This window comes from Mucilaginibacter yixingensis (genome assembly GCF_041080815.1).
In the GTDB taxonomy this organism is placed as follows: Bacteria; Bacteroidota; Bacteroidia; order Sphingobacteriales; family Sphingobacteriaceae; genus Mucilaginibacter; species Mucilaginibacter yixingensis.
In genome coordinates, this window is the sequence record NZ_CP160205.1 from 1,734,034 (window position 1) to 1,752,676 (window position 18,643).

Annotated in this window: 11 protein-coding genes; 6 read left to right on the top strand and 5 right to left on the bottom strand. The window is 45.0% G+C overall.

The genetic code is table 11. From position 1 onward, the window contains the following. Window positions 1-150: 150 nt before the first annotated feature. The 4 genes from ABZR88_RS07090 to ABZR88_RS07105 all read right to left on the bottom strand — a co-directional run bounded on the left by ABZR88_RS07090 (window position 151) and on the right by ABZR88_RS07105 (window position 11,119). Window positions 151-1,863 carry a hypothetical protein gene (locus tag ABZR88_RS07090; protein WP_107828115.1) on the bottom strand — a complete coding sequence of 571 codons (1,713 nt, stop codon included), beginning with the start codon at window positions 1,861-1,863 and terminating at the stop codon, window positions 151-153. Continuing rightward, on the bottom strand, window positions 1,838-5,575 hold the full coding sequence (locus ABZR88_RS07095) for a glycosyltransferase (RefSeq protein WP_211309782.1): 3,738 nt from the start codon (window positions 5,573-5,575) through the stop codon (window positions 1,838-1,840). Before ABZR88_RS07095 ends, ABZR88_RS07090 begins: the two co-directional genes overlap by 26 nt. Window position 5,576: 1 nt before the next feature. Continuing rightward, complete coding sequence (locus tag ABZR88_RS07100; protein ID WP_107828113.1) at window positions 5,577-6,917, bottom strand: hypothetical protein; 1,341 nt, start codon at window positions 6,915-6,917, stop codon at window positions 5,577-5,579. A gap of 176 nt (window positions 6,918-7,093) precedes the next feature. Then, complete coding sequence (locus ABZR88_RS07105; protein WP_107828112.1) at window positions 7,094-11,119, bottom strand: glycosyl hydrolase; 4,026 nt, start codon at window positions 11,117-11,119, stop codon at window positions 7,094-7,096. Window positions 11,120-11,353: 234 nt separating this feature from the next. Between ABZR88_RS07105 and ABZR88_RS07110 the strand changes: the two genes are divergently transcribed. Further along, window positions 11,354-11,632 carry a pyrimidine/purine nucleoside phosphorylase gene (locus ABZR88_RS07110; protein WP_107828111.1) on the top strand — a complete coding sequence of 93 codons (279 nt, stop codon included), beginning with the start codon at window positions 11,354-11,356 and terminating at the stop codon, window positions 11,630-11,632. A 450-nt stretch (window positions 11,633-12,082) separates the two neighbouring features. Here the strand turns inward: ABZR88_RS07110 and ABZR88_RS07115 are convergent, their stop codons facing one another. After that, window positions 12,083-13,198: a sensor histidine kinase gene (locus tag ABZR88_RS07115; protein WP_107828110.1), complete on the bottom strand. Its 1,116-nt coding sequence runs from the start codon at window positions 13,196-13,198 to the stop codon at window positions 12,083-12,085. Between the two features lie 208 nt (window positions 13,199-13,406). Here ABZR88_RS07115 and ABZR88_RS07120 point away from each other — a divergent pair, with 208 nt between their 5' ends. The 5 genes from ABZR88_RS07120 to ABZR88_RS07140 all read left to right on the top strand — a co-directional run bounded on the left by ABZR88_RS07120 (window position 13,407) and on the right by ABZR88_RS07140 (window position 18,492). Continuing rightward, window positions 13,407-14,168 (top strand): LytTR family DNA-binding domain-containing protein, encoded by a 762-nt coding sequence (locus ABZR88_RS07120; protein ID WP_107828109.1) that lies wholly within the window; start codon window positions 13,407-13,409, stop codon window positions 14,166-14,168. 86 nt (window positions 14,169-14,254) lie between these two features. Then, window positions 14,255-14,848 carry a hypothetical protein gene (locus ABZR88_RS07125; RefSeq protein ID WP_107828108.1) on the top strand — a complete coding sequence of 198 codons (594 nt, stop codon included), beginning with the start codon at window positions 14,255-14,257 and terminating at the stop codon, window positions 14,846-14,848. Window positions 14,849-14,965: 117 nt separating this feature from the next. Beyond that, a complete protein-coding gene (locus ABZR88_RS07130) occupies window positions 14,966-16,393 on the top strand; it encodes a family 43 glycosylhydrolase (protein WP_107828107.1) in 1,428 nt (475 codons plus the stop codon). Window positions 16,394-16,663: 270 nt separating this feature from the next. Next, complete coding sequence (locus ABZR88_RS07135) at window positions 16,664-17,248, top strand: RNA polymerase sigma factor (RefSeq protein ID WP_107828106.1); 585 nt, start codon at window positions 16,664-16,666, stop codon at window positions 17,246-17,248. A 95-nt stretch (window positions 17,249-17,343) separates the two neighbouring features. Then, complete coding sequence (locus tag ABZR88_RS07140; RefSeq protein ID WP_107828105.1) at window positions 17,344-18,492, top strand: FecR family protein; 1,149 nt, start codon at window positions 17,344-17,346, stop codon at window positions 18,490-18,492. Window positions 18,493-18,643: the final 151 nt, after the last annotated feature.

Here is an 18,643-nt window from a genome sequence, read left to right on the forward strand (position 1 = left end):
TTGGTTTATTAGTTTTTATGAGGTAAAATGTTGGACCCCTCACATCCTAAAACTACTATTTATTTGATTAATAATAAACTACGCGAAAAATAAAAAGGGACAAACCGATGATCTTCGATTTGTCCCTTTTTCAATATCATATTGTTGGATCTATTTGTTAACGCTCTGGCAGAAAAACTGCATGTTCTGCGGCGAGATACTCCAGTCGGGTGCCTTAATATGTCCCCAGGCTTTAGGGTTATCATATAAGTTGAAGTAGCAAATACCGAACACGTGTTTGTTTTGACGCAGTGTTTCGGCGGCACCGGCCAGCCAGTTATGCTGAAAATCTTCCGGCCCTTTTACACCAAACTCGGTGATAAATAGCGGACGGTTTAAGAACCGCATCCGGTAATACTTACGCTCAAATATGTTACTGAAAGGCTCCTGCTTTTTAGGGTCGATAATGTTTTTATCGGGCAAGCCATAGATGGCAATGCTGATGTAATCAACCACGTCACTACCCGGATACCAATCGGCAGAACCGCGGTCGCCGGCGGGGCCCCAAACGCGTTTAATGTTTTTGGCGTGCATCTTATCGGCTTGCATAAAATAACGGTAGGCACGGATGTAAGTCACCGGATTGCGGCTTTGCCATGCATAGCGATGGATAGGGATCTCCATCTCGTGCGCAAAACGCAGGTAAATGGTTTGACCGCAGTTACTGATAACCTGATAGATCTGTTGAATTTGATGGTCATACCGGCCATCCAATGTGCTTTGCAGGGCGTTGGTATCAATGCGTTTGCTGGTATCGCGCCAAGGCTCGACGGTTATTACCGCATCATGATGACGGCTGAGGATCGAATCGACCTTCAGTTTGAATTCACCGCGCTCAACTTCACCCCAATCGGTAAAAATGTGCTCTACGCTGATGTTGGGATTATTAATCAGCCGACGGTTAGGATCAAAAACGCCCACCTTCAATTTTTGTCTTTCCGGTTTATCAGCATCCCTTGAAACAAAGTTTTTAGGTGAGTAAACAGTAGTATCGTATGATTTCTGTAGCGTCAGGACTTGTGAAAGCCAGTCTTTGTTGAAATGTGCCTTGTCTACAGCTAAACCGCCTAGTACCAGCACCGGCTTATTAATGAAGCGCATACGGTGCAGTTTGGCTATCAGCATCTCAGGCAGTTTAGGCTGATAGGGGTAGGCGGTTGACGCTTTTTCTGATGAGCTGCCCAAAGTCAGGCTTACCAGATCTACATGGTCATTTCCTGGCCAAAACTCGGTATCGCCCGGAAAACCCGATGGCGCCCAAACGATCTTTACCGCAGGAGCCGCTTGTTTTAACCGCGCTGCCCAATAGTTGAATGCGCGGATATACAGTTGCGGCGATTGATATTGCCAGGGATACTGAACTGCCGGCACTTCCATATCCGCATCAAAGCGCACATAAACGGTATGTTGCGTTTGCTTGATCAGCGCAGCAAGGTTATCTATATTCCGGTCAAATTTACCTTTTAGAATGGCGTCCAGCACGTTGCCGCTATCTTGTTTGCCAGCATAGTTCTGTAACCAGGTTTCAATAGTTACCAGCGCATCGCTTTGCTGTAATAGCTTTAGCAATTGATCCTGATCTGCTAAGCTAAACGAGGTGTTTTTCCAATATACGGCATAATGCGGCAATTGGATGGGTTTGGTAGCAAGGGTGTCGCCATGCTTAAATATGGCCAATACGGGTTCGCCTTTTCTTTCGTCGTAACGGTCTGTAAGCACGTTACGTTTGTAGGCTGGTTCTTTTGCAATGGCAATAATTCCCAGTACAATCACCACCGCGCCAATCACCAGCAGCCGATTATTTTTCTTCCGGTTCTTCCTCATTTTTAAACGGTATGTTCAGGATAGAGTATGCCGTGCTAACCTGGTTGCCATAAGTGGCGATAAGGTACAGGCGATACTGATCTGGATTTTCCGGAATCCTGTAATTGATATAAGGGCTCTTGCTTAGAATGGTTATCTCCAGCGGGGTACCAATACGGTCTGTATGTACCTGGTACCACTCAAACTTTAAACCGGCAGGCAACAGATGCCATTTACCGCCTGTTTTAGCCATAGCATAGTATGGCAGCTCATCGCCCGGCACGGTAGCCAGTGATGGACGCAGAATTTTTACCAAAGGCAGGGTATGACTGCTGGTATCGGATGTCCAGTGCTTGGTTACCTCATAAAAATCAGGTTTGTTGCGGCCCCAGATATCTTTTAAACCATCAAAGGTTACGCCTGACGCCGTTTGCTGGTCTTGCCAGTTACTCATCACCGCACCTGTATTTAATCCTTTAAATTGGAAGTAAAACTCCGGCTTAACGCTGCTGAAATAGTAAGGAACAGCCAGCTGTTTGATCAGGGTAGTATCTTTCAGCTTTTCCTTCCATACCAGGCCAAATGCATCAATCTGTGGCACCTGGTCATGCAGCTGGGCTACAACGGATGTAAGATCGCCGGTAACATTTACGTCTACGGTGACTGAGCGGCTCGGATCGATTTTTTTGATCTGTTCTACTATGTTTTTCAACCATAGCACATACGCCTGTCTGCGATAGAACAACTCTGGTTGTAAATAATCATTACCCAGTTGCTGTAGGGTAGGGCTGCCAATATTCCAGTATTTTATGGTTGCATTAGATTTAAGGCTGTTTACCGTTTTGAGTATCTCACGGCCCAGTTTAGGCAAATAGTTGTTATTTGCTGTGAACACCACAGGCTCCGGAATATAGAAGCTGAAGCAAACGTTCATGCCGGTTTCGCGGGCAGCCTGCAGGGTAATGTGGTCATAAATACCCGGTCCGTAAACTTTTACGGTGTTCAAACCCGCGGCACGCATATCTTTAAAATCGGTGCTGATGGTTTGACGGGTAATCGCATAGGCATTACCATACCAGTTTTGTCCTTTGGCGTACAGCACACCACGTGCATCAGGCGCAAAGCCCGTTGCTGGTAATGGTTGAACAGCGGTTTGAGCCACCGCTACCGGTCCGCTCAGTTGTTCTTGCCGCTTGATATTTTGCGGCACAGGCAAGCTGTCCAGATGCCAGTTAATAGCCGGAGCGCTGTAGTTAGGCACGGTCTTGTCAAACGCTGAGTTGAAGAATACCATGGCCTTAACCTCCGGAAAATCTTTTTTCACGCTTTGAATGCCTGCTTTTACCCACTCGTTTGCTGCCGGATCAGCACTGCCTGTTTCGGCAATCATTACCGGTAGATTAAAGTGATTAAGTTTTAACTCGTGGAAAGGCATGTATAGTTCTTTCAACGAATGCGAGCGTCGGTCGGTACGGAAATGCCCGTAGTTTAAGCCGGTAATACCAATCCAGTCTACATAAGCTCTGCCCGGGAAATAATCTTCTGCGGCTTCTGCTCTCCATGGGTTCCATACCCAGATCACGTTCCATGCACCATGTGCTACAAACAGATCATGCACGTATTTCCAGGCTGCCTTAAATTGCTCAGGTGTGTTATTGCCTGTTGCCGACCATGGGTAGAACGGATTATCAGCCTCGTGTGCAAAGCGTAAGAATACCGGGCGGTTCAGCGCTCTTAACTGTTTGGCAAAATTGGTGATATAAGCATCATACTGGCCGCTGGTTATCTTGGTAAATACGTGCTCATCGCGTTGTTTTTCAGAACCTTTAAACAGATTTTGCCAAGGCTCCCAGGTAATCATCGGTGTAGAATGATTGCTGTAGATGTTTTCCAGCAGCGGGGTAGGGAGCGCGCTCTGCGGCTGATCGCCCCAAGGCAAATAGATCGATATGATATCGAAATTGGTTTTGCTGGCACGCTGTACGGCAGCAACCCTGTTCATATCTGTAAGTCCGTCATCAGCCTTGGCCGGCTCAAAAATACCGGTTAGCAATATGTCTTTATGATTAGGGCGAGCTGTAATGGTACCAATCTCATCAGCTTTGCGGCTTACATAAACAGCCACACATACCGATAAGATAATGAGCAATAAGCTAACACTGCGGATGCCTGAATATATTCTGCGTCTGAATAACCAGAATTTACGCTTAAACGCACCAATATTGCTGCTCACAGCAGAAAGCTTTTGGTGTTTCTTTTGATAAGACCGAACTTTTAACTGTTGACTGGCCATCAGCATAAACACCATGAAGAAACAGTTGATACCGCAAATAGCGGCCATGGTGATGGTAAACGGATTCCAATCATGATATAAACCGTAACCAATGGCAGCTAACGACAAGCACAGCACAATGATGTTAGGCAGGTTGATGCCCAGACTTTGTTCTTCTGTGTCATCCTTTGGGGTAGGGATGTAAGGGACCTTTTTGCGGATGATGGTATATAGAAAACCAACAATAAACACCCACCAGGTACCAATAAGTAAGAGACCACCTATAATGTGAAAACCTCTTTCCTGCTCTTCCATTACCCATCGCTGTACGTAATGCCTGATGAGGATCACCGCCATAATAAATGGTAAGGTTACCACGGCAAATACCGAGAAATCCATCCGCAGGGGATAAACATCGCCAAACAGGGAGATAATCGGGATCAGGAAGTTAAGCAGATAGATAAAGCCCGACAGGTAAAACATCGGCACCAGGCCATAGTGCAGTTTTTGGCGCCAGGTAAACTTGCGGAACAGTGTTATATAAGAGGTAACCAGGAGCTCAAATACCCCGCGCGACCATTTTAGTTGTTGTTTGTAATAAGCCGAAAGCGTAGCGGGCACTAATCCGAGCGATAGCACCGCGGGTACATAAATAGATTTCCAGCCGTGGGCATGCATTTGCATAGAGGTATGCATGTCCTCCGCCAAACCTGCCGCGTGACCGCCGATAGACTCCAACGCCTCGCGTCTGAAAGTACAGTTAGCACCGATGGCTTGTGCCGTACCGTAGGCGTTCATGGTCATCATCATTGGGCCGTAGTACTGGTACGTTTGCTGGGCTGCTCCCTTGGCTATCCAACCCTGATCCTGATTAGAATAGGCTTGCACAACCTGCACGTAACCCACCTCCGGGTCATTAAAATGACTAACTATAGGGTCCAGGAAATTAGGGAAAGGCACGTGGTCAGGGTCAAGCACAACGCACAGATCACCTTTTGAGTGTTTCAGTGCATTGTTAATGTTGCCGGCTTTAGCGTTTATTTTATTGGTACGGGTAACGTGGTGCACACCCAGTTTTTGGCAAACGCCTTTCAGGTAGGCATCATCGGCCTCGTCGCACAAATAAGTTTCGTGCGGGTAGGTAATGGCTTGCAGGGCTTCCAGCGTTTCAACAATCATCTCATAAGGCTCACCAGCGCAAAAGGTGGTGAACATATCAACGGTAAAAGCTTTACCCGGAGGAGGTGTTTTGTTTATTTTGATGGTCCAGTAATGATACCACTCATACAATACTTTGCCAGCGGTGAAAACGAAGGTAACCACCAGCAGGTAATACAGCGGTCTGTAACCGTGTGCAGAAGAGCGGAAAAGCTCAAAAGCAAAAAATGCCATACAACCCAGGCCAATGATGATCATCAGGCGCAGGTTAATCAGTTGCTTCTTACTAGGAGGAGCTATCATACTACTTTTCAGCTATTACATAAAATGGCGTGTTGCAGGTAGCAAAGTAGCCGTTGTCATCACTAATGTTAACATAAACCCGGTACGGGCCTTCACGTTTAGGGGCGTGGAATGAAAAATGATCGCCGCTTTGACTGATGGTCAGCTCATCCAGCGTAGCACGTTTTTTCTGGTTATAGAAATGGAGCACGCGGAACCAATCCTCCGGCTGTACGTACCATTCATAATGTAAATGATTTTTGTCTGCACCGTTTTGCAGGTAAGCCTGTGCGTTAACAACAACGCCAGGATTATACAGGATGTTGTCTCTGGCTCCTTTGCCGTCTACCAGCATGTAACGAACCTGGGGGGCTTCATGCTCGGGTTTATGGCCTGTCCACATGTATTGCATGGCATTTACCGCTTCTGATTTACGGCCATCTTTATCAAAAAGACTAAACCAGGTAGGTGTTGTTTCCTGCTTATAGCCCCAGTAAAACACCATCGATCCTAAAAAGCCGTCATTCTGTTTAGGCATGTATTGTTCATACAGCTGGCGGTATTGCTCGGCTTTTTTATCGCTGCTGGGCTCAATGTAGGCATTCCAGGCAGTGTGCTCATGAACCGGCCACGGGCCGTCAATACCCCATTCGGTAATCAAAAACGGACCTCTCCACCAGCGCTTAAAGTTATCAAGGTCTTTGGTCAGCTTCCGCAGATCGCTAAAAACGTTGAAGCATATAAAGTCAAAATGCGTCCAAAGTTTAATATTTACGAGATACTGTCGCTGGAAATTGATCAAGGTGGTAGTCACCGGGTGATCAGGATCTTCGCGGTGAATCATGTCTATAAAGCGGTTAAGCACTTTATAGAATTTGAAGAACTGCGGCCTTACGGGGTAGGCCATCTCGTTACCCAGACACCAGCACAATATAGCTTTGTTGCCCTGATATTTTTTGATAATGCTTTGATACCGGTTGTACAATGCTTCTACTTTAGCATCATTGTTATAAAAGGCATCCATGTTATCATTGTAAGGCATAAATAAGCCTACAACAACAGCTACATGGTTGCGTTCGGCCTCAGCAAGTAACGAATCAAGATTGGCGGTATCCCACGTGCGGATGGTATTGCCACCTGCAGCATGCAATTCTGGTAAAAAGGTGCTGCCTGCAGCTCCTTTAACCAGGAAAGGCTTGCCAAAGCGGTAAAAGGAATAATGCCCGTTTTCAAAACGGATATACACCGCTTTATTGCTCGGGTTTTTAAATCTTGATGGATACGGATTCCATAAAATGAAAGCTACCGCTCCGCAAACAATGAGCAGGACAGTGGCTATTATGATGAGGTATTTAGAGCGCAAGTGCAAATAGTATGGTTGCTGTAAAGTTAATTAATAATATGCCCCCGGCAAGGGGCATATTATAATATTATTGCATGTTATTACAGCTGGTTTTGGTAACACGCTGTTGTTGAAGTATGGCTCGCACTGACTTTTATGTGCACTATAATTAAAAGTTATTGGATTGATGCCCGGCATCAATCTAATAACTTTTCAACTGCAGTGTGGATTACTACCGGGCCAACCAGGCCTGATGCCAATAACGGTGCATCTTTACCATAATGTTTCCAGGTGGTGAAGGTTATGCGGCCGTCGTTTGGTTTGGGCTCGCCTTTAACATACCAGTCTGGGATGGTTTTGATGCCGCCGCGCTGATTGTTGCCCACTACCGTATATTCATAAGGATTAGGCAGTTGCTCGTCGCCTATTAACCTGTTAGGCCAAAGATTAGTTACTTTAATTTCCAGTTGATTGGTTCCTTGTTTAATAAACCTGGCAATATCAGTTATAAAAGGTTGTTTCCACAATGTGGCTACCTGCTTGCCGTTAATAATTACCTCGGCAATTACTTCTACCTCGCCCAAATCAATAAAAACGCGTTGGTCTTTTTTAGGCAGGTCATTAATATGGAATTGATTGTGATAGCTTGCCGTTCCCGAAAAATATTTCACCCCGTTTTCTGGATGTAAATGAAGCGACTGGAGTTTAGGCATCACGATAGACGCAGGTGCACCTAAATTGGGCGGGAAACTAACCTTCCACGGCTGGTTTGCAACTGGTGATGACGCAGTATTATTAATACTGATGCGTTCAGTTTTACCGTTATGCAGTTTAACGTCATAAGCGCCGTTTTTCCAGAACAAGAGGCCATTGGTGTGTGCGCTGTTAAAGCTGATGGCAGGTTGCGTTGGCATTGGTCTGCTCTCTGCTAATTTGGCTATTTCATCGGGAGTTAAGGCTTTATTGTAAAGGTTTTTGCCAGATAGATCGCCCTCAAAAAAAGTCATTTCTTCGTCCAGGAACTCGTTGTAAATTCCCGGATGGACTTTCAATCCCGAAGATGCAGTGCCGGCATTTACCAGTTTACCGTTGATATAAACCGATGGGATGCCGTTTTGATATACCAACGCAATGTGCGTCCATCCAGAGAGGTAAACAGGTTTGGATAGCACCTCATCCATGTTTCGGCCGCCGCTGCGTTCATACACCACAAAGCCGTTACGGCCAGCGGTCATACCGCATACAGCGTGGCCTTCGCCGTAAAGTTTTGAGCCATCCTGCGAAGCAGAGAATACGGCGCTTGTGCCTTTAAATTTCTGGAGCGTGTTATTAGGGTCATTAGGTACCACCACATCGCACTCCGGCTTGATCCAGGCTACCATCGAGAAGGTGTCGAACAGCTCAGCATGGTTTGCAGGTGTAAGCTGTTTGGGACTTGCGAAGCTTACCAACGATGCAGTTTGATTGCTAACCGACAGTAGCGTGTTATTTGCAGCCGCTTTTTTGCTGAAAACAATAAATACCGAGCCCGACGGATCAAATTGTAAAGGGATTTTAATAAAACCGTTTCCGGTTTCATAGGCAGTTATTTTGTGCATGGTGCCGGTATCTGCATCCCAAAGCTCAGGTACCAGTCCGCTTACCCTGAAGGTACAAACAGCGTTTTCCTCACGACGGCGGCCATTTGCTACAAAATATACTTCGGTATTATTAATACTGCGGTGGATATAATTAATACAAGGATCGGTAGTTGGCGTGCTGCAGCTAAAATCAGGCGCGATGGATAAATCAGTTAATACCGATTTAAGCAGATGTCCCCAGAAAATTTTGCCTTTTCCAAAACTGCGCGAGGTGGTTGTTTTACCATCAAAATCACCCCAAAGTGCTGCTGTAATTTGTGCGAATTTCTCTTTATTGTCGCCTAACCCGGTAGGGCGTAATGGTTTGCGGCCATAAATTACCAGCCCCTGTTGCACCAGTTCATGCAGGCGTTCGGCAACGTTTAGCGGCATGCTGTTACGGTCTGGTAAAATTAACATGCGATAACTCATGCCATCGGGCAGCATAATGCGGCCATTTTTTACGCTCACTTGTTTCAGCAACGATTCTGTGTTGATGTAGTCAAAATCATACCCGGCCGGTGGTTCAGGCGATGGGGAAGGACGGTTGGACAGATCTTGCCCCGGCGCATCGGCATTGGTATAATACAACAAATCGGCATTAAATAAGCCTTGCTGCAGGACGTGCTGACAGCGGGCCACATAATTTAGCCAAGCTTTGCCCGGTTTCCACCAGGTGATGGTACGGTCAAAGTGGATGCCCCAGGGGCCCATGGTCATGCCAGGTACTACGTCTGGGTGTGGTTGGTGCGCAAAGCGGTGGAAGATAAAGCGATTCAGCCCTTTGGTGTACATTAAATCGCCATAGGCTTTTAATGCAAACGGATACTCCTGCCATTTAGAGAACATGGCATAACCGGTAAATGATTCGGCGCCCACAATCTTTCGTCCGTTAACATGCTGTACCGAAGCAGCTAGTTTAACCGAATGACGGTACTGGAAGGTGCGCACCCAAAACTCGCCCATGTTTACGTCCATCCTTGAGCCTGCTTGTAACTCATCAAACGGCCCGCCATTGTAAGGCTCAGTATAAGATAGGAAGCCGTTTTCATGGCAGCGCTCGGTGCATCGGCCGTAATAGTTGTCGGCCATCAGATCGGCCTGTACGCGGCGGAAATCCCAGAGGAAACGCTCCGTATCTTCAGCAGAACCAACGGCGCGGCCGGTTAAGGCCGGCAAATATTTGGTAATATCGTAACCGCGGTTGGCTTTAAATTCTTTTTCGAAACCTTTGGTCCAGTTCTGGAAACCAACTTCATAGCTGTCTATCAGTACGCCAATGGTGCTTTTATCTGCTATCTGCTGAAAGGCTGGCAGCAGGTGCTCAAACATTTTATCAAAGTGATAGTCAAATGCGGCTTTGCTGTACTTGTCGCATTCCAAACCCTCGCCCGTTGTTGGTGCCGATTTATTGAAGCGGCCGGTAGGAGTGTGGCCCATGCGTAAAACGGTCCAGGTACCTTCGGGCGCGTCCCAGTTCAGCTGGCCGTTTTTATCCATAAAGGCCGAAATATCAATTACCTTCTCGGGATCAATAATGTCATTTTCAGGTATATGTGATATATTATCGTCAGGCACATCAAACTCACGTGCAGACCGCATGGGGCCATAATTGGCTTTGTCTTCCCATTCTTCAATCCGTTTGGTAGTAAAAAGCTGCAGTTGACTAACATGAGCCTCGCCATTAAAAGTCAGCTTAACATACCTCACGTTAACCGGTGCGAAAATACCCGAGCCCGGGGTTTCTGCCCCAACGCTGTGCATGGTGTCTACCTCTTTGTACTGCTGCCCATCATTTGAAACCTCTACAATTACAGGGTCAGGCGGGAACTGCTTGCCAACGGCTGTAGGCTTTTGTACATCGGCATAAACAAAAACAGAAGAAACATCCAACGGTTCAGAAAACTCCAGCAGCATATAGCCTGGTTTGCCGGACGCCCATGGCAGCACAACCGGTTTCTGGGCGTTGCCATGAACAATAGACAGTATATCGACATCGCCTGCAGATGAACTTATTTTAGTTAGATGTTTATACCATTCCTGGCGTTCGTTAGCTAACGAGGGGTAGGCAATTACAAAAGTGTCCTGGTAATAATTAAGTCGTTTCAATGGTTCAGGCAAAGTAACCGATACCTTTTTGCCGCCAGTTACAATAGTTTCTGTAAGCGTTACCTTTTGCATAGACAGCTCAGGCGTAATCCATGGGCCACCACTTGATGACCAGCCCGGACAGTTATGCATTTGGTATTGTAACCCCAGTCGGTTGGCTTCGCTGATGGCGTGTTTGGTTAGTTCCAGCCACTTAGGGCTCAGGTACTCAATTGGTCCTTTGGGGATGCCTGTACCTGCGTTGAAGTTTTGGAAGCCGCCCAGGCCAATCTCTTTCATTGCTTCCAAATCAAGGGTGATGCCTTTTTTGGTGATATGCCCATTCATCCAGTGCCACCAGGTAAAGGCGTGGGCGTTTTGCGGAGGATTAGCAAAGCTGAGCGCCAGATCATCCGGCGCGGTATTATTTGTTAAAGCATGCACAATGCCGGTTGGGGTAATTAACGTTACCATACCAGCGGCAGCACTTGTTTTCAGGAATTTACGGCGGTCCATAATTGAGGGTTTAGAACAGTTGAATGTATATATTTTCTGGCACCAGTACAATTATCTGCTAAAAGTAATGGCTATTTTACAGAAAGGGGTGCCTGCCAAAAGGCATCAGTGCGGCAGCATTGCCTTATGATAGATAGTGTTATGAAATATCGCATGTGATTACGAAATTGCGCCTCCGTAATCAGACCGCTATGGGCTGACTAATTAAATTGCTAAAAAATAGATACTACTAATATGGTTAAGCACAATGTGTATTTTGATGGCCAGGTACAAAGCCTGGGCCTTGACACCGAGAAAGGCGCTGCAACAGTTGGCGTAATGAAAAAAGGCACTTATACGTTTTCTACCTCAACACCTGAAACTATGGTTGTTGTGTCTGGTGTTATGAATGTTAAAGTTGCCGGTGGCGAGTCTACCCAATACACTCAAAATGAGAAATTTGAAGTAGCTGCCGGTTCGCAGTTCGAGGCTGTTTGCGATACCGATGTAGCTTATATTTGCTACTATCAATAACAATTCAGCGTTATTTTAATAAGCGAGGGCGCCTGTTCAACAGGCGCCCTCGCTGTTTTTGCTATATCATGATAGCTTGATGATAATAACTTTGGTTACCCTGAAAAAAACACCAAATGAATTATCAGCAAACTATAGGTGGCTTTTGGGGGCTGTGGATTGGACTTTCTGGGGATTTACATTATTGGGGCGCGGCAATAAAGTGATAAGGTTTAGGAGTTTTTTTATTTATCCGGCCCCATAAAATGCGGATAATTGAATGGCTCTAAATTACTGTATGCCGAGTTTGGATGGTGTAAAACAGAATGAGTATCTACCACGAAAAGTCACCCTTTTGTACCGAAAATAGGAGGGGGGGCTTCTTGTGGTGATATTTTTGACTGTTTTTAAGCTTGTATTCGGGCTTTTTATAAGCCCATCAATAGTTAATATTAACGTATCAGTTAAAACCTAAATAGTTATTGAGCTATATGAAAACTCATTGGCCTTTTCAAGTGCAGCCAGCTCAATACTAAGATGTACCCGGAATGTATTTGCTTCGGTCGGCCCATAAGTAAATGAAAATCTTTGCGAATAGGCCACCTCCAGGCGTTTACGGATATTGCTAAGACCGGTTAACGAACTGTTTCTGGCAGCAGTATGATTAATAGTGTTGACCGTTTGAATATGCAGGTGCTCGTTTTCAATATAGATTTCTATTCTTGCCGTTTCAACGTTATCGCGCAGATTGCCGTGCTTAAATGCATTCTCTGTAAGTGTTAATAATACCAGGGGAATAATAGGCAGTTCGGTCGCTTGTTCGTCAACTCGTAGTTCTACCTGTAGTTTTTGCCTTACCTGGTGCAGATAAATCAGATTTTCTACCTGTTCAACTTCATCCCCCAGGCGGATGGTGTTGCCCATTTTGTCGGCATCTATAGCAAATCGCATCATGCCTGATAATGAGATAACGGCATCAGCCAGTTTAGAGTCAAGCGATAACAGGTTATGATAAAGATAGTCGAGTGTATTAAACAAGAAGTGCGGATTAATCTGTGCCACCAAAAAGGCATTTTGCGACCGGATGGCTTCATCTTCTGCAATGCGCCGGTTGATGATTTCCTGTAATCGCTGTGTTTCCAATTCGGCCGACCGCTTTTTCTCTTCTATATAAGTTATGATATAATAATACCCTGTACCGCCGAAAATAAAATAGAATCCCCGGTACAGATTTCTTACCAGATACGGGACGCTTAACAGCACAGTTGGTGTACTTCGTGCATCCATCATGGTTAACAGAACGTCAACGCCGTAACAAACAACCATATACACCAGCATTTCTATGGGTATAACCAATAGCATTCGCCATACAATATACCGTGGTTGTCTGTTAATTTTGGGCATAACCCGCTCTCCATGCACATAAAAGAAGGAGATTAACACCAAATAATGCGCTGCATACGTAGGTGGATTGCCCCATGCACCCACCGATAAACCAATCATTGTAATCTCAAAGGCTATAAATATGGCCCATACAAGGATGTGAGTGCGTTTGGCTACGAGCCATTTTTTTATAAGTTCAATCATGTATTAAATATTTTAACGCCATAAATAAGGCGTTAACTTCTCCCTGTATTTCTTACGCAAGTTTGCGATAACAGTTCTTCAAAAATTAATAAATATCCGCTATAAATGGTAAAAAGTTGAAATTACTGTACTACAGGCTGCTATTTATGCAGAAGATTATCGTCATATTAATTCATATACTTAATTTCGGTGACTTGCCTGAAAGCGTATGTTGAAGTGTTTAATTATTGACGACGAGCAGTTTTCTGTGGATGCCATATTAAAATATATGGGTATGCTGCCAAGATTGGAGCTGGCGGGCATATTTCTGGACCCGGTGGAGGCCATGAACAAGATAGTTGTTATGGATGAGCCTGTCGATATTATTTTTATGGATATTGATATGCCCAACCTTTCTGGTATTGAGCTGGCGGCAATAGTCAGATCCAAAACGCAAAAGCTGATTTTTACAACCTCTTACTCGCAATATGCTTATGAAGCTTATGAGGTTAACGGTGATGCCTTCTTACTTAAGCCGTTCTCGTTTTCAAAGTTTTCGGCTACAATTAATCGGCTTTTTCCGCCGGTAACTTCTGCGCCGCCGGTAAAACGTTTTGATGAAGACTATTTTCTGGTTAAAAATAAAGATGAAAACCTGCGGATGGTTAACATTGCCTTTAGCGATGTAGTTGCCTTTGAAAGTTTTAACAATTATGTAAAGATCTACCTGGCAGACGAGAAGATCATTACCGCCTACCTTACCCTTAAAGACATTAATGACCTGGTTGCCACGCGGACGGAGTTTCAGCAGTTTCACCGGGCTTTTGTGATATCTACCAGGCACATTAGCTACATTGAAGGTAGCCAGGTTAAAATGACCAATATGTTGCAGTTTAACGTGGGCGATCGCTATAAAGAGACATTTAATAGTTACATCTCAGATCAATTGCTAAAAACAGGACGCAAGGCCAAAGGCGACCAGGACGCTTGATCTGATTTTTGAACAATTATTAATTTAATATATTGAGGGACAAGCTTAATGGTTATCTTAGCAGTAACCTGTTATTCCTTTCAATCATGAAAAAAACCTTATTGCTGCTGCTAGCCTTTAGTTTGCTTTGTGCTTTTCGCGCAGATAATCTTCCCGCCAATTTTATAACACTGCTTAATCGTACTGATATGAATTTTACGCTGCCTGCCGGTTACGCAGCTGTGGCTGTTGTAAAGAATAACCAGATGGTTTATCACTACGCCATTAAATCTGCAGACAGAAATTTTGAAGTGCGTTATGCTGTTCGTCCGCTGGATAGTATCATGAATGTTTATAACGATTGGCTGCAAAATAAAGATGGTAAAGTAATGACCAACCCCAATAACCTTTACAAACTAGCTTTTACAATAATTATGGCCAACCTGTCTCGTGGCAGTGGCCGGATGCCACAGATCAAAGCTTTTGATTCTCTTGCTGTAAAACGCGATTTTAATGCCGATTGGGGCGCCGTAGGGCTCTGTATACCTACGGGCAATTTTTCTGCCGGTTATAAATATCTAAATGTTACCGCTTTGCACAAAAATAACCAGGGCGACGCCTATATTTTTTATCTGACAGATAATGTGCAGGATCTGCAAACAGCCATGCCGCCCATTTATACAGCACTTAAGTTTAGGTAAAATCAATCTGTTTAATATTTTTGCGGCCGAGCCTTCAGGCGTGAGCTTTAAATAAATCAAGCCACGCTTAGTTGGGGCGATAATATAAACTGACCAATTAAAACCTAAGAAATTTCAATGAAACCAATGTGCAGGCGGTTTGCAGCCAATGCGTTATTATGTCTTTTACTCATATTGAGGATTACCCAGGCATCAGCTCAGCGCACCGGAACCTATCATCAAATTGTTTCCGGAGTGCCTTTATTAGATGATAGGGGGCACATTGTTAGTGCGCATGGTGCCAATATTATAAAAGACGGAGGCAGATATTACCTCTTTGGCGAGGCGCATTCAGATACCTCAAATGCGTTTGTTGGTTTCAATTGCTATTCTTCTGCCGATTTATATAATTGGAAATTTGAACGTGTTGCTTTGCCCTTGCAAGATTCAGGTCGTTTAGGTCCAGATCGTGTGGGCGAACGCGCCAAAGTATTGAAGTGCAAAAAAACTGGAGAGTATGTTATGCTGATGCACTCGGATGATCATAAATACATGGATCCCTGCGTAGGTTATGCAACCGCTTCTTCTGTTGCCGGCCCGTATGTTTTTAAGGGACCGTTACTTTTTAATGGTCAACCCATCCATAAATGGGATATAGGTTCTTTTGTTGATGATGACGGCGCTGGCTATTTATTGATACACGGCGGGTTGATGTACAGGTTGAGCGATGATTTTCATAGCATTTCAAAACTGGTTGTCGACAATCACTGGCGCGGAGCTGAAGCACCAACGGTGTTTAAAAAGAATGGCGTCTATTATTGGATTGCATCAGACCTGACCAGTTGGGAGCGTAACGATAACTTTTACTATACCGCAACCGCCCTGGAAGGGCCCTGGACAAGTCGCGGCAACTTTGCACCCGCGGGAACGTTAACGTGGAACTCGCAGGCATCATTTGTTTTGCCCGTTGCCGGCAAAGCGGATACTACTTTTATGTTTATGGGCGATAGATGGTCTTACCCTCATCAGGCATCTGCGGCTACTTATGTTTGGCTGCCGTTAAAAGTATCAGGCACATCCATCTCTATCTCAAAATATTACGACGTTTGGCAGGTAGATTCCGGTTCGGGCAAGAACGCCTCTGGTCAATTAACGGGCGAGCAGGTAACATCTAACGCTAAAACCTTGAACTATCAGGGCAATTGGTCTTCATATTCGTTTGGGAAATATGCCGCCCGGCGTTCTGATACCAAAGGAGATCGTCTTTCACTTAACTTTCATGGCAAGCAACTAGGTATTTACAGCATTTTGGGTCCGGAGGGAGGCTACGCAACAGTTACTGTATTCAATAGCAAGAAGGAGCGGGTTTGTTCTTTCGTGGTTGATACCTACAGCAAGTATGAGTGCAGATCATTAGTAATGCTAACGCCGGTAATGGCCGCGGGCGATTACGCTGTAACCATATCCATCAACGGCGATCATGGCAGTTGGTCTGACAAAAGAAAGAGCATTTATGGCAGCAAAGGTAATTATTTTGCATTTCAATCGGCAGTTGTAGTTAAGTAATAATCAGGCCGGAAGATGCCTGATGCGGTGGCAAAATGAGGTAGTAATAAATGCCGGTAGCCGAATTGTTAGCTGCATCTGAACACGTTCTGTGCCATAAATTTGCCTGGCAGGTGCAAATTCATTTGCACTTTTATCTTTTATAATTATATTGCAATACCAATTGTGAACCTGGAGATTTTCGGCTGCTTACTTTTTTAACTGTTAATTTAACAATTAACTGAATTCTCCCCGGGTTGATTTAAACGCATTATTGAACAACCTATAACGATGATAGCGCATACTGACGAAGAATTAATGGCCCTGGTTGCTACCGGCAATCGTGGTGCTTATTCTTTATTGTATACCCGTTATCTAAATCAGCTTTACCGTTATGTTTACCTGTTCTGCAAATCAAAAGAGCAGAGTGAAGAGATTGTGCAGGATGTTTTCCTGAAGATCTGGGAACGTCGCGAAAAGCTGTCGGGGGTAGAATCATTCAAAGCCTATATCTTCCGCACAAGTAAGAACTTGTTGCTTGATCATATCCGCAAGCAGAAAGTACAGGTTAGGGCGTATGATCAATTGGTGCCGGTTACAGAAGAAAGCCCGATGATGGCCGATACCCAGTTAATCTATAGCCAATACCGCTATCTGATCCAGCAAGCCATAAACCAGTTGCCGCAAAAGCGTAAAATGATAGTAGAAATGCGCACGCAGGAAGATCTCTCGCTCGATGAAATTGCAGACCGGTTGTCTATCTCTAAATCAGTAGTAAAAAAACAACTCTACCAGGGGATGGATTTTGTACGTAATTACATGCATAGCCAGGCAAATATATTGTTGATAGTCATTTGGTTATTGTTGCATCAGTAGGCGAGGAGTCGTCGAAGTAATTCCTTCTGAATTTTTTTTCAAATATTTTTCTGTCGGAGGGGTGCGCGGGCTTCAGTTGTTCGTCTACTCTTTAAATGGACCGAAAAACTGTAGACCAATTTCTTGTAAAATATGCTGCTGGCGTTTATACCGAAGCTGAACATGCCGAGTTTTTGAACTGGCTGCGTTCGGTTCCTGACGCTGAGGTAGAAGATGTGCTGCAAAAACTGGCCCATCAGTTTGCAGAGCAACCTGCAGACGAGCAAACACCTAATACTTTACTGGCCGCCGGTATAGAGAGCCGGCTTGACGCGCTTGACCAGGCGCCGCAACGCCGCAGATTTCGCTGGCTTAAAATTGCGGTGGCAGCGGTTCTGTGCCTGGGTTTTGGCTCGCTTTTTATAAAACGTGTTTTAAAAGTGCCGGCTCAAACTAACGTGCAGGTGGCAAAAATTGTACCCGGCACCAACAAAGCCTATCTGGCTCTGGCCAATGGCAAACGCATTATTCTTAATAAAGCTGCTAACGGTTTACTGGCTACCGAGGGTAGCATCAGTATTTATAAAACCGGCGATGGCCAATTACTATACAAGCAGGAAGGGCATGCCCGCCAACCCGGGACAGATTTGCTGGTTACCCCACGCGGTGGGCAATATAAAGTAACATTGGCCGACGGCACCCAGGTATGGTTAAATGCGGCATCATCCATCAAAATACCACTAGGCTTTACTGAAAGTGAGCGCCGGGTAGACCTGAGTGGTGAGGGCTATTTTGAGGTGGCTAAAAATAAAGCAAAACCTTTTAGCGTGTGGGTTAATGGCATGCAGGTGCAGGTATTAGGCACGCACTTTAACATCAGTGCTTATGCTGATGACCCCAGCATGAACACTACGTTGCTGGAGGGATCTGTAAAAGTGACCAGAAATGGCCAAAGCCGCATGATTGTGCCTGGGCAGCAGGCGCAGGTAACTACCGATATACGGGTTTGCAAAGTAAACGTGCAGGATATTGTAGAATGGAAGAATGGCAACTTCAGTTTCTCACACGAAGATATAAAAAGCATTATGCGCAAAATATCGCGCTGGTATGATGTAGATGTGGAGTACAAAGGCGCCCAAACTCATGAAGGGTTTGTGGGTACACTGCCTCGCTCTGCCAATATTAACGAAGTTTTAGATATGCTCGAACTAACACGCCTAACACACTTTAAAATTGAGGGAAGGAGGGTGATGGTGATGAAATGATTTTTTACCCGATAAGTAAATGATCATAAAAAGATAAGGCCCGTAGTGCAGCGAACACCCCGGGCCGTGTCTGGATCAGATACTGTATGCTATACGAACTAACAACCAATTTCTATAAACCCAAACTTTTTTCAAATATATGAAAATATAT